Origin of the sequence: Myxococcus sp. AB056 (assembly GCF_006547365.1) — a bacterium.
GTDB lineage: Bacteria > Myxococcota > Myxococcia > Myxococcales > Myxococcaceae > Myxococcus > Myxococcus virescens.
The window spans coordinates 1-23,746 of sequence record NZ_VHLB01000007.1 but is presented as its reverse complement, the minus strand read 5'-3'; the positions used below and the strand labels follow the sequence as shown (position 1 = coordinate 23,746).

Below are 23,746 nucleotides of genomic sequence, written 5' to 3'. Positions count from 1 at the left end.
GCCCGAGACGCAGCTCGAGCGGCTCCAGCGCGAGAGCACGGCCCCAGCGCTCCGGAGACACCGGTGGCCCGGTGAAGAAGACGGTGCTCAAGAAGGCCATGGTGGCCGCCGTGAAGGAGGCCGCCGGGCACCTGGGCAACACCCCCGCGGTGGCGCGGTCCTCGTATATCTACCCGTCCGTGCTCGCCATGTTCGAGCGCGGCCAGGTGGTGGACACCTGGTTCGACTCCGTGGATGAGCTGGCGGAGACGCGGAGCGGGAGCCTTCACTGTTCGGAGAAGGCCTTGCTGAACATGCTCGACACGTCCCGGCAGCGCCGGAGGCGGGCGGACCCCTGAGCCCCCGCCTCACGGCGACCGCTGGTGGCTCAGGCCACCACGGCTTCGACGACGCTGGGCGGCATCGTCGTCGGGAAGACGTTGGACAGTCTCAGCCCCGCCTTCTCCAAGAGCGCCGTGTACTCCGGCCCCGTGCGCTCCCGGCCGCCCACGAGCACGAGCATGGCCAGGTCGTAGAGGTTTCCGAAGTGGGGCACGTTGTCGCCGGGCAGCACCGTCTCCACGATGAGCAACCGCGAGTCGGGACGCATCGCCGCGCGGATGCACTTGAGGATGCGCAGGCTCTGCTCGTCATCCCAGTCATGGAGGATCTGCGACAGGATGTAGACGTCCTTGCCTTCAGGAGCGATGCGCTCGAAGAAGTCACCAGCGACGACGTCACACCGCTGCGACAGCCCCTGCTCGGCGATTCGCTCGCGGGCTTCCACCGCCACGTGTGGCATTTCGAAGACGGTGCCGCGGACGCCGGGATTGGCCTTGAGGATGTGCGTCAGCAGCATGCCCGTTCCGCCGCCCACGTCGACGATGCTGCGCGCGGAGGAGAAGTCATATCCGTTCACCACGGCGGGCGCGTTCAGCGTCTGGTACGCGGCCATGCTGCCATTGAAGATGGCGGCGACGTCGGGATGCGTCGTCATGTAGTTGAAGAACGTGTCGCCCATGAACTTCTCGACCGTGGGCTTGCCCGTCTTCAAGGCGGTGACCAGGTCTCCCCACGCCTGCCACGACAGGATGTGTCCATGCGCCCGGAGCGAGCCATACACGGAGCCGGGGTTGTCCTTGCGAAGCATTCCGCCCAGCTCCGTGAGGGCCCAGCGCTGCGTGGACTCATCCTTCACGAGCACGCCCAGGCCGCTGAGCAGTCGCAACAGCCGGCGCAGCGTGGGCGCATGCGTCCCACTGGCCTCGGCGAGCTCCTCGACCGTCTTGGGCGTATCACCGATGGTATCCGCGAGCTCGAGTTCCGCCATGATTTGAAGGCTTCGGGAAACCCAGAAGCCATAGACCATTTGCGTCATCTGCAGAGCGGCGGGCGGAGGCGCGTGAGAGGCTCGAGGTTGCTGGCTCATGTGTCCGTCTCCAAGGAGTTGAGTAGCATCGGCTAGGCTGCAACCTATAAGGTAGGCTGTAAAACTGCTACGGTTCTCTTATTCACCCTGAAGTCCGAGTCTCCCCGTGCGCGCTTACATCACCCGCCGAGAGGCCTTGCCCCGCAGCGCGCTTCATGAACTGCGGACTGCCCTGCTCGGCTCGCGCTTCGTGGCACGCAGTCCGTTGATGGGGACGTTCCAGGCCAGCCGGGGGTTTGCCTTCATCTTCACGCACGAGGGCCGCGCCACGTTGGAGGCCCGCTTCCCCTTTCTGGTGCGCTACCTGGCCCACGTGCTGGACCCGATCCATGCGACAGGATTGTTGCCTTGGCATGAGCGGCTCTGGGGTTCGCGGCGGGAGCGGCCCGCCCCCAATGCATTCTATCTCAACCTCTTGTTGCTCGAGGCAGGGCGCGGCGTGGGGCGACACATCGACGCGACACTGCAGGAGCCCAGCGGCGTCCCCGATGCGACGCCCCGGCACGTGAGCGTGCTGTATCTCCAGGTCCCCGAGCGCGCCCGGGGTGGCGAGCTGCGCCTTCTCCAGAATGACACCCCCGTGGGTGAAATCCGCCCACGCGAGGGCCTGCTGGTGCACTTCCGCGGCGACCTCCAACACGAGGTGCGGCCCTTCACTGGCAGCCAGGAAGGCGCGACCCGCGCCAGCCTCGTGTGTGAGCAATACGTCTTCCCGCCCGAGGCGCTCGCCCGAATCCCCGCCTTCCGCATTCAATCCAAGGCAGGCTTCGCCGCGTATCTCGACCACCAGCGCGAACAGCCCGGTGGCGGCGCCGTTGGCACGTTGGAATAGCTTTCATCCCGAACCGAGGAGGCACCATGGCCGTCGATCCTCAGCACACCGACGTTGAACGCTTCATGCGGGAGGATCCCGGGGGCCCCGTGGTCATCCTGAACCTGGTGCGCTTCAAGGAAGGCGGCCGCGCGTCCTATGAGGCCTATGCGAGCGCGGTGATGCCCTTCATCCAGAAGGTGGGCGCCCAGCCCCTCTACGCCGGAGACGGCTCCACGGCGCTGGTGGCCGATCCCGGACAGACGTGGGACGCGGTGCTCCTGGTCCGCTATCCCAGCCGCGCCGCCTTCCTACAGATGGTGGCGGACCCGGAGTACCAGCACATCGCGCACCTGCGCACGGAGGCGCTCCAAGAAGCCGTGCTCCAGGCCACCACGCCCTGGGCCACGTCGCCGGAGCCCTGAGTCAGGGCTTCGCGGGTGGGCCTCCCGCGCCAGCGTGCACCCGCAGGTCCGCCGTCTCCGCGAAGGTGGGCGGGCGGCGGTGCTTCGACGCCTGTTCATAGGCATGAGCCAGCTTCAAGAGGACGGGTTCGCTCCAGGCCCCGCCGATGAAGGACAGCCCCACGGGCAAGCCGTACACGAACCCCGCGGGCACGGTGATGGAGGCGTAGCCTGATACAGCCGCGGGCGTGGAGCTGCTGCCCAGCCAGTGGTCCCCGTTGATGGGGTCGATGAGCCCCACGGGCGCCTGCGTCGGCGCGACCAGCGCATCCAGCTTGTGCTTCTTCATCACTGCGTCCAGCCCCTGCGCGCGCGACAGACGGCGGCAGGCCTGGAGGGCCTTGAGATAGGCCTTGTCCGTCAGGGGCCCCTTGGCCTGAGCCATGTGGAAGAGCTCCTGGCCGAAGTACGGCAGCTCCGACGGCGCGTGCGCTTCGTTGTAGCGGATGAGCTCCGCGAGCGTGCGCGGGGCCGTCCCCTCTTCCAATGTCGCGAGGTAGGCCTCCAGCCCCGCCTTGAACTCGTAGAGGAGGACCTCCAGCTCGGGGGCGTCCACCTGCGCCACCGCGGGAATCGGCGCCGGGTCCACGAGGATGGCGCCGCGGGACTTCATCAAGGCCAAGGCCTCCTCCACGAGCGCGTCGGTGGCCGGGTGGTAGCCGAAGAAGCGCTCCCGGGGCACGCCGATGCGAGCGCCCTTCAGCCCGTCCACGTCGAGGAACCGGGTGTAGTCCGCATGGGCCTTGCCCCGGCTCGCCGCCGTCGCCGCGTCCGAAGGGTCTACGCCCGCGAGCACGCTCAACAGCGCCGCGGCATCCGCCACGGTGCGCGTCATGGGGCCAGCCGTGTCCTGGCTGTGGGAGATGGGAATGATGCCGGAGCGGCTCACCAGTCCCACCGTCGGCTTGAGCCCCACCAACGCGCTGGCCGCCGCGGGCGACACGATGGAGCCATCCGTCTCCGTGCCCACGGACACGGCGCAGAAGTTGGCCGCCGTGGCCGCGCCCGCCCCTGAACTGGAACCCGAAGGCGTCCTGTCCAGCGCATACGGGTTGCGCGTCTGGCCACCCCGCGCGCTCCAGCCACTGGCCGAGCGCGTGGAGCGGAAGTTGGCCCACTCGCTCAGGTTCGTCTTGCCCAGGATGACCGCGCCCGCGGCACGCAGGCGCTCCACGATGAACGCGTCCCGCGGCGGCCGCGCGCCCACCAACGCCAGGGAACCCGCCGTCGTCTGCATCTGGTCCGCGGTGGCGATGTTGTCCTTGAGGAGCACCGGGATGCCGTGCAGCGGGCCCCGGGGTCCCTTCTCGCGGCGCTCCTGGTCGAGCGCGGCGGCCGTGGCGAGCGCGTCCGGGTTCAGCTCGATGACGGAGCGCAGCGGCAGGCGCCCGCGCGAGTCCCAGTCGGCGATGCGCGCGAGGTAGCGCTCCGCGAGGCATTGCGCGGTGAGCTCGCCTGCCTTCATCGCGGCCTGGAGGTCCACCACGGTGGCCTCGGCCAGCTCGAAGGGCCGCTCCGGCGTCGGGGCCGCCTGGGCGGGGACATCCAGTGAAGCGAGCGCCGTGGCAGCGGCCGTTCCGCGCAGGAGGGTGCGGCGGCTGAGGTCCACCGGGGAGCCGGGAGAGGCTGCGGTTTTCTTCATGGTGGGGAGGCTACAGCACCCCGGCGGCACGCGAAGAGTCGCAACCCCGGTGGGGCTTCGTTAGGTTGGCGGGCCGATATGGCCTCCCACCTCACGCTCCTGGCCGGGCCGGACGCGCTCCGGCTCATTCGCGAACGAGGCTTGCGCGGGGACGACGTGGACGTCGTCCCCGGTGCCTCCGGCGGTCCGAAGTGGCTGGTGCTGGCGGGACTGGACCGGGCGCTCTTCGCCGGCCTCTTCCAGAACCGCTCGCGCCCCCTCCACCTCATCGGCAGTTCCATTGGAAGCTGGCGGCTCGCCTGCGTGGCCCAGAAGGACCCGGTGCTGGCCTTGCGCCGCTTCGAGGCGGCGTACATCGACCAACGCTATCCGCCCAAGCCCACGCCCACCCAGGTGAGCGAGACCTGCGAGCGCATCCTGGATGCGCTGCTGGGCGAGGACGGTGAAGCGGAGATTCTGGACCACCCCTGGGCACGGCTGCATGTCGTCACCGCCCTGTGCCGGGGGGCGGTGGGAATGGAAGGCCCACGAGCGCAGCTCTTCGGGCTCGTGCTCTGCGCCCTGGGCAACCTGGTCAGCCGACGGACGCTGGGGCTCCACCTGGAGCGCGTCATCTTCCACTCGGCCGGGGACACCAGCCCCTTCGCCGGGCTCAAGGACCTGCCCTCCACCCACCTGCCACTGACGCGGGAGAACCTGCGGCTGGCGCTGCTGGCGTCAGGCTCCATCCCCCTGCTCTTCAGCGGCGTGCGTATTCCCGGCGCGCCCGAGGGCGTGTTTCGCGACGGCGGCGTGGTCGACTACCACCTCGACCTGGACTTCGGCCCAGGCACGGGCCTGGTGCTGTACCCGCACTTCTACCCGTACGTGGTGCCGGGCTGGTTCGACAAGTCGCTGCGGTGGCGGCGGGCACGGCCCCAGAACTTCCGCAGGGCGCTGCTCATCGCCCCGTCTCCGGAGCTGGTGGCCCGCCTTCCTGGCGGCCGGATCCCGGACCGGATCGACTTCGAACGGATGAAGGACGCCGAGCGCATGCGCGCCTGGAACCAGGTGGTCTCCGAGAGCGAGCGCATGGGCGACGAGTTGCACGAGCTGATGGCCACCGGACGCGTCGCGGAGCACGTGCGGCCCCTCTGAGGTCCGCGGCCCCTCGGCCCGGAAAAGTCGACGGCCGGCCCCCTTGAATCCGGGAGCCGGCCGCCAGGAAGTTCTTCTTCAGTCGGCGTTCCGCGACGCCCGGACACTCACTTCATCCGGGCCCCGCGGAGGCCTCCTCCCACCCGGAGGCAGGAGGAGGACCCGCGCGTCTCAGTTCAGACGACGGCGGCGCAGCAGGCCGAGCAGCGCCAGGCCGATCATGCCGACCGGAGCGCCTGCGCCCGTCGCGGAGCAGCCACCGCTGTCACCGCCGTTGCGGGCGGAGAACTGCACGGTGGTGCTGCTCTCGACGCCCGCGGAGTCCGTCACCGTCAGGCGGAACGAGAACGACGCCGTCTTGTCGTCGAGGTCAGGCAGGTTGACGACCGCAACCGCCTGGTCCGCGCCGGAGATGGTCGCGTTCGGACCGGAGACCTGCGTCCAGCGGTACGTCAGCGCATCGCCGTTCGCGTCGCTGGAAGCCGAGCCGTCGAGCGTGGCCGACGTCTGGTTGCCAGAGAGCACCGCGCGAGCGGACGCCACCGGCGCGTCGTTCTCCTCGGTCACGCTGATGGACGTCACGTCGACCACAGTCGCCGTACCGTCGTTGACCATCAGGAGGAAGGTCAGCGGCTCGGAGGAGGCCGGCGCGGTGAACGTCGGCGTCAGCGAGGTCGCGTCAGACAGCGTCACGGGCGTGCCGGCGATCTGCGTCCAGACGATGACGAGCGTGTCGCCGTCAGCGTCGGTCGCCGTGCCGTTGAGCGTCACGGTGGCGCCCTCCGCCACGACAGCCGACTCGCCCGCGTCCACTTCCGGAGCCGTGTTGCTCGGGTTGGCACCCGGGTCCGCCGCCACGACGACGCGCACGACGTCGCTGGTGGTCGAGGTGCCGTCGCTGACCGTCAGGATGAAGCCCAGCGTGTCACCGTTGACCGTGCTCGGCGCGGTGAACGACGGCGTCAGGGTGTCGGCGCCCGTCAGGGTCACCTGCGTGCCACCGATCTGCTCCCAGAGGTACGTCAGGGTGTCACCCTCGGCGTCGCTCGCGGAGCCGCTCAGCGCCACGGTGTCGCCGGCGTTCGCCGTGGCATCGATACCCGCGTTCACGGTCGGCGCAGAGTTCACCGGCAGAGAACCGTCGATGATGGTCACCGGCACCGCCTTGGAGGTAGAGGCCGAGCCGTCCGTCGCCGTCACGGTGAACTCGTACGAGCCCGGGACCGGGGTGGCGAAGGAGATGGCGGACGTGTCGGCGCCATTGATGGCGACCGTCGAACCACCCGTCTGCTCCCAGCTGTAGCTGAGCGCGTCACCATCCGGGTCGACCGCGGAGGCCGTCACGGTGACAGTACCCGCGGCGAAGGCCACGGACGTGTCGGAGACGATGGGCGCGCGGTTCGCGTTGGTGACCGTCACGGTGACCGTGTCGTTCGCCGTAGCGATGCCGTCGCTGACCGTCAGACGGAAGACCAGCGGATCATCCACCGTGACCTCGGGCGCGATGAACGTCGCCGTCGGCGTGGTGTAGTCCTTCACCGCCACCGGCGTACCGGAGACCTGGGTCCACAGGTACGTGAGGGCATCGCCGTCCTCGTCGCTGGCGGAGCCGCTCAGCGTGTACTCAGCGCGCTCCTCGACCGTGCCGTCGAGGCCCGCGTTCACAGTGGGCGCATGGTTGGGCAGCGCCACCGTCACGGTCACCGAGTCCGTGGCCGTCTTGACGCCGTCGGAGACGGTCAGCGTGAACACCAGTGCGGTGGCCGCGGTGACCTGCGGCGCCGTGAACGACGGCGTCAGGGTGTCGGCACCCGCCAGGGTGACCGCGGGACCAGACGTCTGTGCCCAGGTGAAGGTCACCGGCTGGCCTTCCGGATCGGCAGCCGAACCGTAGAGGCTCACCAGTTCACCCGGCGCGATGGACCGGTCAGGACCGGCGTTGGCGATGGGCCAGGGGTTCACACAGACGCCATCCTCAGCCGCGATGGTGGTGAACGGGGTGTTCGTGATGCCGTTGAACTCGAGGTCGTCCAGCAGCCAGCCCGTGTAGCCGGCGCTCATGTCCGTACCGACGCGGAAGCGGACCTGCACCGTCTTGCCGGCGTAGGCCGTGCCCAGGTCGATGGTCGCGGGGAGCATGCCCGGGAACTGAGGGTTGTAGCTGGACAGCGCGGGCTTGCCAGCCAGCGGGTTCAGGTTGCCCTCGTAGTTCTCTAGAACCGTGTTGTGGATCGGATCGCCGATGTCCACCCAGGTCTGGCCACCGTCCTCGGTGATTTCGACCGTGGCGCCGTCGTAGTCGTCCTCGAAGTCCCAAGCGTGCAGGAAGTTGATCACGAAGGGCTCGGTCGCGCTGACGTGCAGCTCAGGCGAGATGAGGCGAACGTCGGCGAAGGACGGGGTGTTCTCCGCGTAGAACGTGCGGTTGCCGTCCTCGAACGTGACCACGCTGAACACGGCCGGGGTCAGGGCCTCGTCGTACTCGGTCTCCCAAGGCAGCTTGGACGGGGTGATCTGAACGTCCTCGATGTTGGAGGAGTTCGCACGCTCGTCGAAGTGCGTCGTGAGGATGATGCTGTCCGTGATGTCGCCGGGGATCGCCTGGCCCGCATCACGCGCCGCGATGTCGATGGTCACGTCCTGCTGGCCCGTCGCGCCCGTGAGCGAGACCGGGATGGAGACCGTGGCCGTACCGAACACGGGGATGACCGGGAAGCTCGCCTGACCACCGTTGCCGAACTCGAGACCCGAGAAGGCGGAGGACAGGTTGACGCTGGAGGCGGACGCAGGCAGCGCGCCCGCGTTGCGCACGGTGACCTCGATGCGGCCCGTCTCACCGTTGTCCAGGATGCCGTCGAGGTCGCACGAGCCAGCCTCGACGTCGTCGATGAACTCGGCCGACACGATCTGGATGGCCGAACCAACCACGAAGCTCTCCACGACACCGGCGTGGTTCGTGGAGTAGCGGTCCGGAGCCACGGCGCCGACGCCCGCGCCGCGCTTGGCGAAGGCCGCCCAGAACCGCTCGGCGTCCGCCGGGTCGTTGGCGTAGGCCGCCGCGATGACGGCGTCACGCGCCTCCAGGTACGTGGGGGCCGCCGGCGTGAGCTTGTACCCGTTGACCAGGTAGCTCTTCATCCGGTCCTGCGCCTCCTGGAACGGATGCGCGCGGAGCAGCGACGTGTAGCACTCCCACAGCATCGTCGCCCAGATCTCGCCGGAGTTGTGGACCTGCGAGTTCGGCAGACCCGTGTTGCCGTTGAACGGCACGCCCGTGGGCAGCGCCACGCCGTCCATGATGTGACGGAACGACAGCGCGTTCTTGGTCTGGTCCGACGAGTACGTGCCACGGCGGATACCGAAGAACTCGGAGTTCGCGTCCGCTCGCGTGGCGTAGCCCGCGGCGGCGTAGGCGCCGTTCCAGTTCGCGTTGGACGGGACGTTGATGTCCTCGGCGCGAACCATCATCAGCAGGGCGGTGAAGTCACCCCAGCCCTCGCCCATCGCGCGGCCCTGGTTGTTCACCAGACCGGACGAGTTCGCGACGAGGCGGTTGCTGATGTAGTGACCCCACTCGTGCGCCACGATGGCGTTGTCGATGGTGCCGTCGATCCACGTGGTCGGACCACGCCACAGGGTGACGTTGAGCGCCGGCAGACCGCTGCGCAGCACGTTGCCATCATCCAGATTCACGCGAAGCGTAGGGATGGTGATGGAGGTGGAGTCACCGCCCAGGTCGATCGTGGGACCCGCGACGTTGTCGTGGATGATGACGCCGATGGCGCCCGCGTTCTGCGCGTTGGTCACCTTGATGATGAAGTCGCAGCTGCCTCGGTCGATGATGGCAATCTTGCCAGTGACCTCGGCCGCGTTGGTCAGCGCGGTGCAACCGTCACGGTCCGTCGGGCCCGTGGAGTTGGCCGCGTCCTGCGCCGCCACCACGTCGCCGGTGACGCTGAAGGTCTGCGGACCGAAGGAGGAGGAGACGCCACCCTCGTAGTCACCCGCGACCTCCGCCGGAGCGTTCGCCGTCAGGCGCGAGTTGCGCGGCCCGGCGAACAGGTACATCTGCATGCGCGGCGACGCACCGTCCGCCGGCGTGAGCATGTTGGCGTTGTCGGTGCCGCTGTAGTCCTGCGCCTGCGCCTGCAGACGGTCACCACCCACGCCGCCACGCCCGAAGTTGTCATGCTGGGCGTTGCCGGAGGCCTCGTCGAAGCCGGCGTCGTAGTACCAGTCGTGGAGCCAGTTGTTCAGGAAGAACAGGCTCGTCGTCGCCGCGGCGATCTGCTCGTTGTTGGCGTTCGGCTGGATGCCGAAGTCGATGGTCCGGTCGAACACACCCGGAGCCGTGACGGAAGCGCGGAGGTCGCCGGCGTTGAAGTAGTCCGGCGCGGTGAGGTCCGCGTACGCGTCGACGTTGTTACCCACCGTCTCCGTCGCGCCGTCCGGCAGCCAGGGATCGTTCCGGCTGAACGGGAGGCTCTCGAGGGTGATCAGGTTCGCCGGAACGTACGGCGACTGGTAGCCGTCCGGGCTGCCGGTCGGGTGCGGCGTACCGCCGCTGCCGATCGGGCCGTCGTGCGGGGTGTACGGCGGCGTCGTGTCCGAGAACACACGGTAGCTGAACTCCGCGTGCGCCTTCAGGTCGTTGCGCATCAGCAACTGACCGTCGGCGGCCGAGATGACGTACGCGAAGTAGTCCGAGTCCACGCTGTTCGCGCGGCCCGTGTTGATCTCCACGTAGTACGCGGGGACCAGCTTGCCAGGCAGCGGGAAGTAGACCTGCTTCGCGCGGGCGGGGATGACAAACCCCTCCTCGAGCGGACGCGCGTAGCTGGCCAGCGTGAAGTGCGAGTACTTGTCGCCCTTCTTCGCGTCGCTCACGCGGGTGAGCAGGTTGCGGTCCAGCGCGGCGCCCGTGAGGTCCTTGTAGGCCACGGCGATCGCCTCGGTCGCAGGCAACGTGAAGCGCGCCTTGGCCTTGGGGATCTCCGCGGAACCATGCTTGGAGAGGCTGCCGGAGATGGCAACCACCTGGTTGTGCTTGTTCAGCAGCACCTTCAGCGACTGGCGGAAGACCTCGATTCCCGAGGACTCCTGGGCCAGCGTCACGACCTTCACGCCCTGCGTGTTGGTGCTGACGTTGGTGACCGTCGCGCCCGCGGCCTCAAACGAAGAGAGACCGTAGAGAGGAGCGTGGGCAGAAATCTGCGCCAGCGCCGCCTTGGCGGGAGACATCTTCGCGTACTCGCCGCGGAGCTTCGTCTGCTCCACAGTCGGGTGCGTCCAGATGAACGTCGGGGAACCGGTCAGCGAGTCCTTGTGGGCGACCCGCGCCCCCTTCAGGCTGCTGTTGACCGGCTTGAATCCCGCGGTGGCACGACCCGCGGGCTTCGCGTCCTGGAGTGCATCGTAGTTCGGCAGCGTCCGGGCGACGGAACTGGTACCGGACAGTACCAGGGCAAGCCCGGACAGCGTGGCAACCAACCTTCTCACGTGGGGAAACTCCATTTACGACGGCGGGGGTGGCCGCCTTCCTTACAGCCTGGGTCCAAGGTTCCGGCCCCATCGCCGAAACTCCCAGTCACGGTCAGAAGGCGACCAAGTGACAGATTGTCACCTGGCAGAGAGATTAGTGCCCGATCGGATGTAAGTTAAAAGGCGACACACGCATTTTTTCCAACGGAGCGCAGAATTCCGCAATTACGGCAGGTTGCGTCGAACATGCGGGAGCCATGAGCGCTGGTTATGGACGCGCAGGCGTCTGGGGAGCGGTGTTCTAGGCACTTGTGCTTGGCGCGACTGGGTGTCTGGGCACCGCGGAACGCCCGTTCCCGCGCGCCGAAGCCACCATGGACCCGGGTAACGCGACACCTGAGTCCATGTCGCGCGGCGACAGAGGCACAAAGGACTCAGGAAGCGCGACGCAATCCGCCTCCGAGGAGAAAAACAGCACGGCCACATCCCGTGGCTGCCCCTGGGGACATCTGCGCTGCTGTGATGATCAGTGCGCGCCCGCGACGCAGTGCGCCCTGCTGGCGTGCGACCCGAGCCCGCAGCGCACCGCCACCGATACGCGCTGACTCCACTGAGTGTCCGCGATGCTCGCGGGCTACGGCGGTGGAGCGAGTGGCAACGTCGCCCGCGCGGATGCCGACACCCTCCACCGTGCTTCAAGGAAGTCGCGCAGCGTCATGGGCCGGAGCCGCGGGTACTCGGCATTGGCGGGCTCGTGCAGTCTCCCCTTCCCCGCAAGCTGCGAGAGCAGACTCAGCTGCGCGGAAGACACCTGGACGGACACGCCTTCGGGCCGCGCGCGCACGAGCTGCCGGCGAAGGTCCTCCACACTTCCCCTGCACAGGCGGCGAAGGCGCTGTCCGGTCAGCGCTTCGTACAAGGCGGCCACGCCATTCACCGTCGCCACGTCCCCCACGAACTCCAGCCGTCGGCCCGCGGCGTGAGGAGCCACCACCACCTCCGCCACCCATCGCGCCGCATCCGTCATCGCGGTGACGTCGAAGGGCTCATCTCCCGTGCCCCAGTACGAGACAACGCCGCGCTCGAAGTCGAACACCTGCGCCTGCGGCGACAGCGCCGTCTCCATGAATGCGCCGCACAGGACGAAGGTGTACGGCACGCCACTCTTCACCACGGCGTCCGCGACACGGCGGTGCGCATCCATGAAGGCGTCACCCGCGTCCGCGTCGGTGTAGTCCAGCGAGTAGTCCGAAGGGATGAAGCGGATGACGCCATGCCGCCGCGCGGAGTCCAGCAACCGGAGCTGCCCTTCCACTTGCACCTCGGGTGGTCCGCTCACGGCGGAGACCACCGCGTCCACGCCCTCCAAGGCCGAATCGAGCGAGCGCATGTCATCCAGCGTCCCGCTCACCAACGTCACCCCATGCTCCGCCAGGCTCACCAGCGCGTCGCTGCGCGTGCCCGGACGTACCAACACGTGCAGGTGGATGCCGGGACGCGCCAGCAGCGCCGACGCCAACCTGCCGCCAAAACGCCCCGTACCTCCGACCAGCAGGACATGCGTGATGTCGGCGTCCATGGACTCCTCCTCGTCGTTGTCGGCGGCGTTAGCCGCGCATCACCGGTGGGGGCAATCCCCTACGAGGAAGATGGACCGTGGTGCCGGGTACGCCTTCACCAGCAAACACAACGCGCTCGGTGGGACGCAGGGCAGCCGTGCTGGAGGGCGCCCGCAGTCTCGAGACGCGCAAAAAGAAATCGGCCCGGCCATTCCATGAGAATGACCGGGCCGACTTGAGTTGCGGGGGCAGGATTTGAACCTGCGACCTTCGGGTTATGAGCCCGACGAGCTACCAGGCTGCTCCACCCCGCGTCATGTTTGGGTTCAGCGATTCGAAGTGCAACGAGTTGCGGGGGCAGGATTTGAACCTGCGACCTTCGGGTTATGAGCCCGACGAGCTACCAGGCTGCTCCACCCCGCGACATGTCTTGAGACTCAACTACTCGAAACCTGACTGCGATTCCAATCAAGTTTCGAAGAACAACGAGTTGCGGGGGCAGGATTTGAACCTGCGACCTTCGGGTTATGAGCCCGACGAGCTACCAGGCTGCTCCACCCCGCGGTAGAGAGAGGCGAGGCGGTAAGTACCGTCCCTCGCCTGGACCGTCAACACCTTTCTCCAGCGCTGACCACATCAACGAAATCAGCGCTGGAGACAGGGAATTACTTGCGCGCCTTGCTGAGCAGATCCGCGAAGGTGCCGAAGCCCTTCTTGCCCGCGCCCTGCGGCTGCTGCGTCTTCTGCCAGGCCTCCACCTCGGCGCGCTCCTCCGCGCGGATGGCGGCGGTGACGGACAGGCGGATCTTCCCGGACGCGTCGATGTCCAGGATGGCCACCTTCACCTCCTGGCCCAGCGAGTAGTGCTTGCGCAGGTCGGTGCCACGCTCGGTGCCCGTCTCGCTCGCGGGCAGCAAGCCCTTGCCGCCCGGGAACGCGAGGAACACGCCGTACGGCTCGATGCGATCCACCTTGCCCACGACGACCTGGCCCACCTTGGGACGGGGCGCGGCGGGCTGCGCCGGAGCGGCGGCTTCCGCGGCGGGCGCCGTGCGCTCCTCGGGAGGACGCTGCGCCTCTTCCTCGGAGATGCGGCGCAGGCCGATGCGCTTCTCCTGCGTGTCGATCTTCTCCACCGACACCCAGATGGTCTCCCCTTCCTTCACCACGTCGCGCGGGTGCGCGATGCGGCGGTCGCTGAGCGCGGAGATGTGGACCAGACCGTCCACGCCCGGACGCAGCTCCACGAAGGCGCCGAACTGCTGCAGGCGGACGACCTTGCCCTGGAGGCGGTCGCCTTCCTTGATTTCGGACAGCGCCTTCTGGAACGGATCCTCCTGGCGCGAGCGCATGGACAGCGTGATGCGCTCCTTCTGCTTGGACTTGTCCGGCGAGTTGGGCTGGCCGGCCTCCATGCGAAGGATCTCGACCTCGACGTCATCGCCGACCTTCACCACGTCGCTCGGGTGACCGACGCGGGTGTACGAAAGCTCGGAGACGGGAATCATGCCCTCCACGCCGCCCAGGTCCACGAACACGCCGAAGTCGCGCACGCCGGTGACCTTGCCCTTGACGATCTTGCCCTGGGCCAGGTTCTTGCGCGTCTCCGCGGCCAGCTGCCGCTGCTCGTCCTCCAGCAGCGAGCGGCGCGACAGCACCACGTTGCGCTCGCGGACCTCGCTCACGCGGAACTGGAGCTTCTCGCCAATGAACTGGTCCGGCTTCTCCACGTAGCGCAGGTCCAGCTGGCTGATGGGGCAGAACGCGCGGATGTCACCGATGGCGACCTCCACACCGCCCTTGTTCACGCTCAGCACCAGGCCCTCGACGGGCATGCCGGAAGCGCGGGCCTCGGCCAGCAGGGCCAGGTTCGCGCTGCCCTTGGCCAGCGCGCGGCTGAGCAGGATGCCCTTGGCCCCCACCTCCACCACGTGCGCGTCGATGGTGTCACCCACGCCGAAGCGCAGGATGCCCTCGTCGTCCTTCAGCTCGCGAAGCTCGATCATCGCCTCGCTCTTGGCCGCGCCTTCCACGGACACGAACGCGGTGTCCGCGCCGAGCTGGAAGATGGTGCCACGGACCTTCTCGCCCACGCGCAGGCCCTTGCGGCTGGGCGTTCCACCCTCCTTGGCCTGCGCCTCGAACATCTCGGCGAAGGACTGGGCCTCGGGAACTTCCTCATACAGCGCGCTGGTCGGCGCCGGCGTCGGCGTGACCGGACGCGGCGTGGGGGCCGGCGTCGCGGCGGAGGATTCGGCGGCGGCGGTCGTGTCCTCGGCCGTCGCGGTCGCCTCGGCGGGAGCATCCCCCACCGGGCCGCGCGTCTCGATGGCACCCGACGCCCGCTTCACGACGACCATGGGGCCCGACGGACGACGGTCGCCTCCGCCACGGCGCTCGCTCCCGCCACGGGGCCCCCGCTCGTCGCGCGGCGCACCACCCGCCGGACGCGGCTGGGCGTCGCGCTCACCACGGCCACCGCCGCTGCGCTCGCCGCCTCGGCCACCGCCGCGCTGTTCGCCCCGACCGCCCTCGCTGCGAGCTCCCCCGGAAGGGATGCCGAGCATCACGTCACCGAAGGTGGCCTTCGGCTTCTTGGGACCCATCCCGCCAGAATTGGAACCGTTCTTCTCGTCGCTCACTGCGAGACCTTCCTGAAGCGAATTCGACCCTGGCTTCCCGAGAAGCCGGGCCCCGGTGAAAAAGGCGGCGCACTCTACACGCGCGCCATGTCCGGAGGAAGCCAGATGACGCACATGCTGTTGACGCCAACGCTCCGACCATAACGGAGGCACCCCGTCAGAGCATCCCGGACCCGATGCTTGCAACGCCAAATAGCGGCCGCTTACCAGGCAGGGAGCCAAGCAATCCCAGGTGGTTAGCGCACCAGACGAAGCTTCCGCCCCACCTTGCGCAACACCGTTCCCGCCTCCGGGATGCCCAGCGCCGCTGACATCCCGAAATAAACAGCACCGAACGGGAGCGCCACCGCTGCGAAGCCCAGAACGGGGTGCAGGCGCGGCGGCATCAGGAAGCCCCCCCCCCACTCCGCCGTCACGCCGGGCATCGGCCCGAGCAGCGAGGTGAGGCCCACCTTGACGCCCACCGCCACTAATCCAGCCACCGCCGCGGCGCCCCACAAGCGAGGCAGCAGTCCAGACGGGACGCCGACCGGCCCGAGCTGCTTCACCAGCTTGCGGCGCAGCAGTCCCGCCTCCAGCCAGGCCACCAGGCCGCTGGCCAGGGTGAGGCCCAACGCGCCCAGGTGCTGCGGCACACCCAGCCATCCCGGCAGCCACAGGCCCAGCACCCATGCGCCCAGGGTGCCCACCAGCACGCGCACCACCGCGAAGCGCAGCGGCGTCTTCGGATCCTTCAGCGCATAGAAGGCGGAGGCATAGAGACGCCCCACCGTGGAGGCCACCAATCCCAGCGCAGCCCCCATGAGCAGGTACCAGAGGTAGCGCGAGTCCGCCGCATCGAAGCGCCCCGTCTGCAGCAACGCCGCCGCCACCATGTCCCCCAGGAAGAGAAAGGCGGCCGCCGACGGGACGACCCAGAAGCAGATGCGACGTGCGCCACCGTCGATGCGTTGGCGCAACCTGGCGGCCACGTCCGCGCCCTCCCCCGTGGCGCGCGACATCTCCGGCAGCTCCGCCGCGGACACCGCCATCCCAAAGAGGCTCACCGGGATGAGGTAGATGGTCTGCGCGTAGAGCAGCGAGGACAGCGCGCGATTGGAGATGAGTGACGCGAAGGCCGTGTCCACCCACGCGCTGAACTGGACCACGCCGCGCCCCAACACGACCGGCCCGAAGTTCTTCAGCACCTGCCGCACAGGCTCAGCCGCCAGCGACAGCGTCGGGCGGAAGCGGCCCATCAACTTGAGGACGGAGGGCACCTGCACCGCGAACTGCAGGAAGCTGCCCAGCACCACGGCGTAGGCCAGCACCGACACCAACGCCTCTTCCTCGTAGCGGCCTCCCGCGGCCACCAACGCGGCGATGATGACCAGGTTCCAGACGACGGGCGCCAGGTACGAAAGGAGGAAGCGCCGGTGGCTGTTGAGGATGCCCAGGCACCAGGCGCTCAGCACCAGCATGCCTGTGCCAGGGAAGAGGATGCGCACCAGGTGGACGGCCAGCTCCCGCTCCTGTCCCTGGAAACCGGGCGCGATGGCATCCACCAGCAGCGGGGTGAACACCATGCCCAGCGCCACTACCACCGCCGTAACCAGGGACAGGATGCCAAAGACGGCGCCCGCGACCCGGTCCGCCGTCTCCGTGTCCTTGCGACCCAGGAGCTGCGCGTAGACGGGAATGAACGAGCCGGAGAGGACGCCCTCGCCGAACAGGTTCTGCAGGAAGTTGGGAATGCGCAGCGCCGCCTTGAAGACGGCCGCGACCTCCGAGTTACCCAGGTAGTGGGCGAAGACGCGCTCGCGCACCAGGCCCATCAGCCGGGAAGCAAGGACGCCGGCCGCCACCAGCGCGGCACCACCTCCTGAACGCTCGGGACGAGGAGGCGCAACCGGCGCAATCGGCGGGGGCGGAGACTCGGGCGAGGACGTGGTCACGAGAGCGGCGGACTCTACGCGGGCCGTTCGGTGTCATGAAGCCCGAAACCCCGTCCCCCTGTTTCGCTTGACGCCGAACCCCCTGGATTGCAAGGGTCCGTTCCAATGGCCGGCCCTCCCGACAGTGACTTGGACGACGTGGCGCGCATCCGCCTCGTGCTGGCACGTGAGCTGGAGACGATCAACGAGTACGAAGCCTACGCCCGTGCCTCCTCGAACCCCGAGGTCCGCGCGTTCTTCCAGCACCTGGCCGCCGAGGAGAAGGAGCACGTCTCCGAGGCCGTCCACATGCTTCGCATGTTGGACAGTGGTCAGAACGACCACTTCGCCAAGCCCTTCGTCCCCGGTCATTTCCAGGCCGCCGAGGCCCCCGCCCCTGCCACCGTCCATGTGCCCACACCGGACGGCCCGGCTTTCTCCGTCAACGGCCGCAACGGCCGGCTCCCCTCCGAGCCGCCAACGTCCCTGCCGCCCCAGCGGCTGCTGTACGGCCTGCCCGCGCCGCCGCCCGCCGTGGAGTCGCACCCGCTCACCGTGGGTTCACTGCGCCGGGGTGGCAGTGGTTCCGGCAGCGGTCGCTGAAGCTTTCTTCTTCCTTCTCTAGTCGATGCCTCTGGAGCCACATTTCATGCCTGACTTCCTTGGACATGCCGAGAACCCGCTCCGCGAAGAGGAGTGGGCGCGTCTGAACGAGACTGTCATCCAGGTCGCCCGGCGTTCGCTGGTGGGTCGGCGCATCCTGGACATCTACGGGCCGCTGGGCGCCGGGGTGCAGACGGTTCCCTACGACGAGTTCCAGGGCGTTTCCCCCGGCGCCGTGGACATCGTCGGTGAGCAGGAGACCGCGATGGTCTTCACCGATGCTCGCAAGTTCAAGACCATCCCCATCATCTACAAGGACTTCTTGCTGCACTGGCGCGACATCGAGGCCGCGCGCACGCACAACATGCCGCTGGACGTGTCGGCCGCCGCTGGCGCCGCCGCGCTGTGCGCGCAGCAGGAAGACGAACTCATCTTCTACGGTGACGCGCGCCTGGGCTACGAAGGCCTGATGACGGCCAACGGCCGGCTCACGGTGCCGCTGGGTGACTGGACGTCACCGGGTGGCGGTTTCCAGGCCATCGTCGAGGCCACGCGCAAGCTCAACGAGCAGGGCCACTTCGGCCCCTACGCCGTCGTCCTGTCGCCGCGGCTGTACTCGCAGCTGCACCGCATCTACGAGAAGACGGGCGTACTGGAGATTGAGACCATCCGCCAACTCGCGTCGGACGGCGTCTACCAGTCCAACCGCCTGCGCGGGGACTCCGGCGTGGTGGTGTCCACCGGCCGGGAGAACATGGACCTCGCGGTGTCCATGGACATGGTGGCGGCGTACCTGGGCGCGTCGCGGATGAACCACCCGTTCCGCGTCCTGGAGGCGCTGCTGCTGCGCATCAAGCACCCGGACGCCATCTGCACCCTGGAGGGCGCCGGCGCCACGGAACGTCGCTAGTTCCGGTCGCCCGCGGTCACGACTTCCACCATGGCCAAGGTCCTGGTCATCGACGACGAGGCGAACCTCCGCAAGGTGCTCGCCGCGATGCTGCGCCGGGACGGCTTTGACGTCACCGTGGCGGAGAACGGCGAGCAAGGGCTCGCCGAGTTCCACAAAAACGGCGCGGACATCGTGGTAACGGACCTGGTGATGCCCAAGGTGGGCGGCATGGAGGTGCTCGGCACCATCCGCACCGCCAACCCGGACGTCCCCGTCATCATCATCACCGCGCATGGCACGGTGGACTCCGCCGTGGACGCCATCAAGGCGGGCGCGTTCGACTACATCACCAAGCCCTTCGATCAGGCGGAGCTGTCCTCCGTCGTCGCCAAGGCCGCGAAGACGAACGAGAGCGCCCGCCGCTCCGTGCGCCCGGACGTGAAGGCGCGCGCGGCCATCATCGGCGACTCGTCGACGATCCAAGAGGTCTATAAGATCATCGACAAGGTGGCGGACACACCGTCCACGGTGCTCATCACGGGGGAGAGCGGCACCGGCAAGGAGCTCATCGCCACCGCGCTGCACGGCGCCTCCAGCCGCCGCGACAAGCCGTTCATCAAGATCAACTGCGCCGCCATTCCCCACACGCTGCTGGAGAGCGAGCTCTTCGGCTACGAGCGCGGGGCCTTCACCGGCGCCGTCACGTCCAAGCCCGGCCGCTTCGAGCTGGCCGACGAGGGCACCCTCTTCCTGGACGAGATCGGCGAGATTCCGGTGGAGATGCAGGTGAAGCTGCTGCGCGCAATTCAAGAGGGCGAGTTCGAACGCGTGGGCGGCATCAAGACGACGCGCGTGGACGTGCGGCTCGTGGCCGCCACCAACCGCGATCTCCAGGCGGAGATTGAAGCCGGCCGCTTCCGCAAGGACCTCTACTACCGCCTGGCGGTGGTCCCCATCTCCCTGCCCGCCCTGCGCGAGCGCCGCAGCGACATCCCCATGCTCGCCCGGCACTTCGTGGAGAAGTACAACCGGCGCCTCAACAAGAAGATTGAAGGCATCGCCGACGACGCCATGGCCCTGCTCCAGGGCTACGCGTGGCCGGGCAACATCCGCGAACTGGAGAACCTCATCGAGCGCGTGCTCCTGTTCGCGGACGGGCCTCTCATCACCGCCCGCGACCTGCCGGAGCCGGTCCGCCAGGGAACGAGCGTCCATGCGAGCGCCAACCTGGCCAGCGCGGTGGCCTCCATCGACGTTCCCACGGGGGAAGTCGGCCTGAAGGACATCGTCCGGATGAAGGCCGCCGAGCTCGAGCGGGACCTCATCGTGAAGAAGCTCGAGGAGACGGGTGGCAACGTCACCCGGGCCGCTCGGTTGCTTCAAATCAGCCGCAAGTCACTCCAGACGAAGATGAAGGAGTTTGGCTTGCGCGACACCACACCAGACGGGCAGGAAGACGGTCCGGACGAATAGACCGCGAGGAAGCGGAATTCCGCTTCGCGCGCGTCGGTTCCGGGCCCGCCCACCCATTCCAACTCAGGGAGCTTGTATGCGGCCGAACCTTCCCACACTCGGTGCCCCTCCGAAGCGCAGTCCCTTCGGCACGGTGGTCGCCGTGTCACTCATCCTCGGCGGTGCCGCCGGCGGCGTGTGGTGGTGGAAGCAGCGGATGGTTCAGGCGACGGAAGAGGCCGCGGCTCAGATGCCCAACGCAGTCCCCGACGCGGGCGCCGTCGCCGCGGCGCCCACGCCGGCGCCCGTGGCCACGGACCCGGTGAAGGCCGCGGGCCTGGAGCGCGTCTCGGTGAGCATCAGCGGCCCCCTGGAGACCGCGCTCGTCAACGCCGCTGGCTCGGACGTGGGTCCGGCGCTGGCGCAGGTGGTGACGCGCACCCTGGTGTGGTGGGTCTCCGTGCCCGGGGAGATTCTCCGCGGTGACACGCTGGAGGTGCTCTACCAGCGCCGCACCAACGAGGAGCCCCTGGTGCACGCGGTGCGCTTCACCAGCGCCAAGCTGGGCAAGACGCTGAGCGCGTACCGCTACCAGGCCAACGGCGAGCCCAATGCCCGGTACTACCTGCCCGGCGGCGACGAGCTGGAGCTGAGGCTGGAGCGCTCCCCCATCGACGACTACGAGCAGGTGACGTCCCTGCTTCGCGACGGCCGCAAGCACAAGGGCGTGGACTTCCGCACCCCGGTCGGCACGCCCATCAAGGCCCCCTTCAACGGGGTGGTGAAGCGGAAGAACTGGAACTTCAGCAGCAACGGCAACTGCATCGAGTTGGTGGAGTCGGGCGGCAAGGGGCGCCGGGCGCTCTTCCTCCACCTGGACGAGGTGGACAAGAGCGTCAAGCCGGGCACCCGGTTCTCCGTGGGGCAGGTCATCGCCAAGAGCGGCAACACGGGCCGCAGCTTCGCCCCCCACCTCCACTACCAGCTCATGACGCAGGATGACCGGGTGCTGGACCCCTACGACCAGCACAAGACCTACCGCCGCTCACTGGCCGCGCAGCACCGGTCGGGTTTCGAGGCGGAGGTGCGCCGGATGGACGGGTTGCTGAGCGCGTCCGTGGTCGCCGGCAAGTAAAAGCCACCCGTTTCTTGACACTCCTTCGACGGCACGGCTAGCTGGAAGCCCCCCGGGCTTGCCGGTAGGCCAGGGAGATTTGCCGTCGGAGGTCGGATGCACAGGCTTCGCGTCGTACTTGCCGCGCTGACGCTGGGCGCGCCGTTCGCCGCCACCGCGGCGGACATCACCCGGATTGCGTCGTCGCTCGAGGAGGACGACCCGTTCGACCTCTTCATCGACGTCGGCTTCGAGCGCACACAGAACCGCGCGAAGATCATCCGCGAGCAGTTGGCCCCCGCCGGGCAACCGGCAGGCCGCCGGGATGCGTCGGAGCTCTGGTACAAAGGCGTGGACGCCCGGCTCAACCTGGAGCTGTCCGTCGGCCTCTACAGGGACCTGGAGTTCTCCTTCGCCCTGCCCGTCGTCTTCTCGCAGAACGAGCGTTGGGACTTCACGTCCAACTCGTCTCCCGAGACGTCCACCATCACCAACAACTGCCTGAACGCCAACGGCTCCGTCATCCCGGGCTGTCTGGATGGCTCGGCACCGGGCAGCGCCCTGTTCGACGTACCGCAGGAGAGCTTCCGCGGCGGCCTGGGCAACATGCGCTTCGGCCTGGCCTACGCCTTCTTCAACCAGGAGAAGGACGAGACGAAGCCCACCTGGATTGTCGGCCTGGAGTACGAGGCCCCCACCGCGAAGCTGCGTGACGCGGCCGCGGACACCACCAACTCGGACAGCCGCGGCAACATTGGCGACCGCATCCACAAGTACCAGCTCTACACGGCCTTCTCGCGCCGCATCGGCGCGGCCGAGCCGTACTTCAAGGCGCACTACACCATCCCCGTGCGCGGTCCGGGCGCCTACTCCAATTGCGTCCAGAAGGACTCCAACCCGGAGAACCTGGGCGCCCCGGACAACTGCTTCACGGGCCCGTGGAACCGCAAGGAGACGGGCATCAACGCCCCTCACACCGCGGGCATGCTCTTCGGCGTGGAGTTGGTGCCCTTCAACCGGCCGGCGAAGTCGCAGCGCTTCGCCCTGGACGTCCGGGGTATCGGCAACTACGTGGGCAGTGGCCGCTACTACAACGAGCTGAGCGCCGCCCTGCGCAAGCTGCTCACCTCCGAGGACTACTTCCAGGTGGGTGGCATGCTGGGCGTCACGGCGAACGCGTCGCAGGCCTTCCAGATTCGCGCGTCCGGCATGTTCCTCTACAACACCAACCACGCCCTCACCGCCGAGGATCCGGGGCGTGACGCGAACAACGACGGCGGCGTGGACACACAGCCCGGCTCGCCCGACCTCAACCCCAACTTCGACTGGCGCTACGACCTGGTGTCTCGCCGCTTCCTCGCGGTGGAGAGCACCACGTTCCGCTTCGACCTGAGCGCCACGTTCAGCTTCTAGCGTGGCCCGGTGGGCGCCGATGACGGCGCCCACCTGGGGACTCAGCGCTTCAGCGAGAGCCCCAGTCGATAGACGTCCTGACCGGCCCAGCCCGCGCGGCGGGCCAGCTCGGTGCTCAGCGCCTTGAGCTTCTCGCCGCGCGACAGCCCCTCCTCCAGGGCCCGGCGCAATTCCTCCTCGGACCAGCGTGTCTCGCCGGTGCGGCCCTCCACCAGCACCACCACCTCGCCGCGAGGCTCCTCCGCCGCGTAGCGCGCGGCCAGTTCGGACAAGGTGCCCCGGGCGAACTCCTCGTGCAGCTTCGTCAGCTCCCGCGCCACGCACGCGCGCCGGTCGCCCCAGGCGTCGAGCAGGTCCGGCAACGTCTCCGACAGGCGGCGTGGGGACTCATAGAGCACCAGGGTGGCGGACAGCTGCGCCACCTCCTCCAGCATCGCCCGGCGCTCGGCGCCCTTGCGCGGGAGGAAGCCCAGGAAGTGGAAGCGCCCCGTGGGCAATCCAGAGGCGCTCAGCGCGGCGACCAGGGCCGTGGGGCCTGGCACCGGCACCACCGTCAATCCGCGCTCCAGCGCCTCGGCCACCAGCTTCTCGCCCGGGTCACTGATGGCGGGGCTGCCCGCGTCAGTCACCAGCGCACAGTCCTCCCCTTCCCCAATCCGGTCTAGGATGCGTCCGGCTCGCTGCCCTTCCGCGAAGGCAGGCAGGCTCACCAGGTCCTTCCCGCCAATGCCAAAGTGGTCGAGCAGCACCCGCGAGTGCCGCGTGTCCTCACACGCGATGAAGCGCACCGCGCGCAGGGTCTCCAACGCGCGCGACGTGATGTCCCCCAGGTTCCCGATGGGCGTCGCCACCAGATAGAGCGTTCCAGCCATGGCGTCGTCCTCTCACATCCCCGCGTCGAAGGCGCCAGGGATGTGCTCCACGGTGGCGCGATCCCCGCGCCCCACCACCGAAATCACGTCGAAACGGAGCATCCGTCCACGCAAGTCATGCGCGAACAGGTACCGAAGCGCCGCCTTCACCACCCTGCGCTGCTTGGCGAAAGACACGCTGTGGGAGGGGTCACCCCAGGTGGCCGTGGAGCGCATCCGCACTTCCACGAAGCACACCAGGTCATCACGTTCGGCGACCACGTCCAGCTCCCCGAAGCGACAGGTCCAGTTGCGATCCCGCACCCGCCACCCCTGCGCCTCCAGGAAGCGCACCGCCGCCTCC

Annotated in this window: 17 protein-coding genes and 3 tRNA genes; 9 read left to right on the top strand and 11 right to left on the bottom strand. The window is 68.4% G+C overall.

From position 1 onward, the window contains the following. The first annotated feature begins 71 nt into the window (after window positions 1–71). Window positions 72–338, top strand: a complete 267-nt coding sequence (locus FMP39_RS05005) for a hypothetical protein (RefSeq protein WP_228557679.1) — start codon at window positions 72–74, stop codon at window positions 336–338. Between the two features lie 29 nt (window positions 339–367). Here the strand turns inward: FMP39_RS05005 and FMP39_RS05000 are convergent, their stop codons facing one another. Beyond that, entirely contained in the window at window positions 368–1,348 is a 981-nt protein-coding gene (locus FMP39_RS05000) for a methyltransferase (protein WP_141588885.1), read from the bottom strand. Between the two features lie 166 nt (window positions 1,349–1,514). Here FMP39_RS05000 and FMP39_RS04995 point away from each other — a divergent pair, with 166 nt between their 5' ends. Together FMP39_RS04995 and FMP39_RS04990 are read left to right on the top strand one after the other, a co-directional pair. Continuing rightward, window positions 1,515–2,240 (top strand): 2OG-Fe(II) oxygenase, encoded by a 726-nt coding sequence (locus FMP39_RS04995; RefSeq protein WP_141588845.1) that lies wholly within the window; start codon window positions 1,515–1,517, stop codon window positions 2,238–2,240. A 26-nt stretch (window positions 2,241–2,266) separates the two neighbouring features. Next, a complete protein-coding gene (locus FMP39_RS04990) occupies window positions 2,267–2,644 on the top strand; it encodes a DUF1330 domain-containing protein (RefSeq protein ID WP_011553593.1) in 378 nt (125 codons plus the stop codon). Between the two features lies 1 nt (window position 2,645). Here the strand turns inward: FMP39_RS04990 and FMP39_RS04985 are convergent, their stop codons facing one another. Next, window positions 2,646–4,325 (bottom strand): amidase, encoded by a 1,680-nt coding sequence (locus tag FMP39_RS04985; RefSeq protein WP_194858241.1) that lies wholly within the window; start codon window positions 4,323–4,325, stop codon window positions 2,646–2,648. Between the two features lie 78 nt (window positions 4,326–4,403). Here FMP39_RS04985 and FMP39_RS04980 point away from each other — a divergent pair, with 78 nt between their 5' ends. Continuing rightward, on the top strand, window positions 4,404–5,462 hold the full coding sequence (locus FMP39_RS04980) for a patatin-like phospholipase family protein (protein WP_141588844.1): 1,059 nt from the start codon (window positions 4,404–4,406) through the stop codon (window positions 5,460–5,462). 171 nt (window positions 5,463–5,633) lie between these two features. Here FMP39_RS04980 and mepA read toward each other — a convergent pair whose 3' ends face one another. The 7 genes from mepA to murJ form a co-directional block, all read right to left on the bottom strand. After that, the gene (gene mepA, locus FMP39_RS04975; protein WP_141588843.1) at window positions 5,634–10,976 is read right to left on the bottom strand and encodes a myxosortase-dependent M36 family metallopeptidase MepA; all 5,343 of its coding nucleotides are present in this window, start codon (window positions 10,974–10,976) and stop codon (window positions 5,634–5,636) included. 601 nt (window positions 10,977–11,577) lie between these two features. Beyond that, on the bottom strand, window positions 11,578–12,522 hold the full coding sequence (locus tag FMP39_RS04970) for an aromatic alcohol reductase (protein WP_141588842.1): 945 nt from the start codon (window positions 12,520–12,522) through the stop codon (window positions 11,578–11,580). A 220-nt stretch (window positions 12,523–12,742) separates the two neighbouring features. Continuing rightward, window positions 12,743–12,816: transfer RNA gene (locus tag FMP39_RS04965), tRNA-Met, on the bottom strand. 35 nt (window positions 12,817–12,851) lie between these two features. After that, a tRNA-Met gene (locus FMP39_RS04960) sits at window positions 12,852–12,925 on the bottom strand. Between the two features lie 67 nt (window positions 12,926–12,992). Then, window positions 12,993–13,066 (bottom strand) — tRNA-Met (locus tag FMP39_RS04955). Window positions 13,067–13,167: 101 nt separating this feature from the next. Next, window positions 13,168–15,108, bottom strand: a complete 1,941-nt coding sequence (locus tag FMP39_RS04950) for a S1 RNA-binding domain-containing protein (protein ID WP_141588883.1) — start codon at window positions 15,106–15,108, stop codon at window positions 13,168–13,170. A 272-nt stretch (window positions 15,109–15,380) separates the two neighbouring features. After that, window positions 15,381–17,078 carry a murein biosynthesis integral membrane protein MurJ gene (gene murJ, locus FMP39_RS04945; protein ID WP_141588841.1) on the bottom strand — a complete coding sequence of 566 codons (1,698 nt, stop codon included), beginning with the start codon at window positions 17,076–17,078 and terminating at the stop codon, window positions 15,381–15,383. A 105-nt stretch (window positions 17,079–17,183) separates the two neighbouring features. On the opposite strand from murJ, the gene encB reads away from it, so the two are divergent. From encB to FMP39_RS04920, 5 genes are all read left to right on the top strand, one after another. Beyond that, window positions 17,184–17,660, top strand: coding sequence for an encapsulin nanocompartment cargo protein EncB (encB, locus tag FMP39_RS04940; RefSeq protein WP_194858240.1), 477 nt, complete (start codon window positions 17,184–17,186; stop codon window positions 17,658–17,660). 46 nt (window positions 17,661–17,706) lie between these two features. Continuing rightward, window positions 17,707–18,570 (top strand): encapsulin nanocompartment shell protein EncA, encoded by an 864-nt coding sequence (gene encA, locus FMP39_RS04935; protein ID WP_140791576.1) that lies wholly within the window; start codon window positions 17,707–17,709, stop codon window positions 18,568–18,570. Between the two features lie 30 nt (window positions 18,571–18,600). Further along, window positions 18,601–20,025: a sigma-54 dependent transcriptional regulator gene (locus FMP39_RS04930; RefSeq protein ID WP_141588839.1), complete on the top strand. Its 1,425-nt coding sequence runs from the start codon at window positions 18,601–18,603 to the stop codon at window positions 20,023–20,025. Next, window positions 19,973–21,139 carry a peptidoglycan DD-metalloendopeptidase family protein gene (locus tag FMP39_RS04925; protein ID WP_141588838.1) on the top strand — a complete coding sequence of 389 codons (1,167 nt, stop codon included), beginning with the start codon at window positions 19,973–19,975 and terminating at the stop codon, window positions 21,137–21,139. Before FMP39_RS04930 ends, FMP39_RS04925 begins: the two co-directional genes overlap by 53 nt. Window positions 21,140–21,235: 96 nt before the next feature. Next, window positions 21,236–22,531 (top strand): hypothetical protein, encoded by a 1,296-nt coding sequence (locus tag FMP39_RS04920; RefSeq protein WP_141588837.1) that lies wholly within the window; start codon window positions 21,236–21,238, stop codon window positions 22,529–22,531. Between the two features lie 41 nt (window positions 22,532–22,572). Here FMP39_RS04920 and rsmI read toward each other — a convergent pair whose 3' ends face one another. Both rsmI and FMP39_RS04910 read right to left on the bottom strand, forming a co-directional pair. Continuing rightward, complete coding sequence (rsmI, locus tag FMP39_RS04915) at window positions 22,573–23,403, bottom strand: 16S rRNA (cytidine(1402)-2'-O)-methyltransferase (protein ID WP_141588836.1); 831 nt, start codon at window positions 23,401–23,403, stop codon at window positions 22,573–22,575. Between the two features lie 12 nt (window positions 23,404–23,415). Next, window positions 23,416–23,746: YraN family protein (locus FMP39_RS04910; protein ID WP_141588835.1), on the bottom strand; the 331-nt coding region annotated here is incomplete at its 5' end.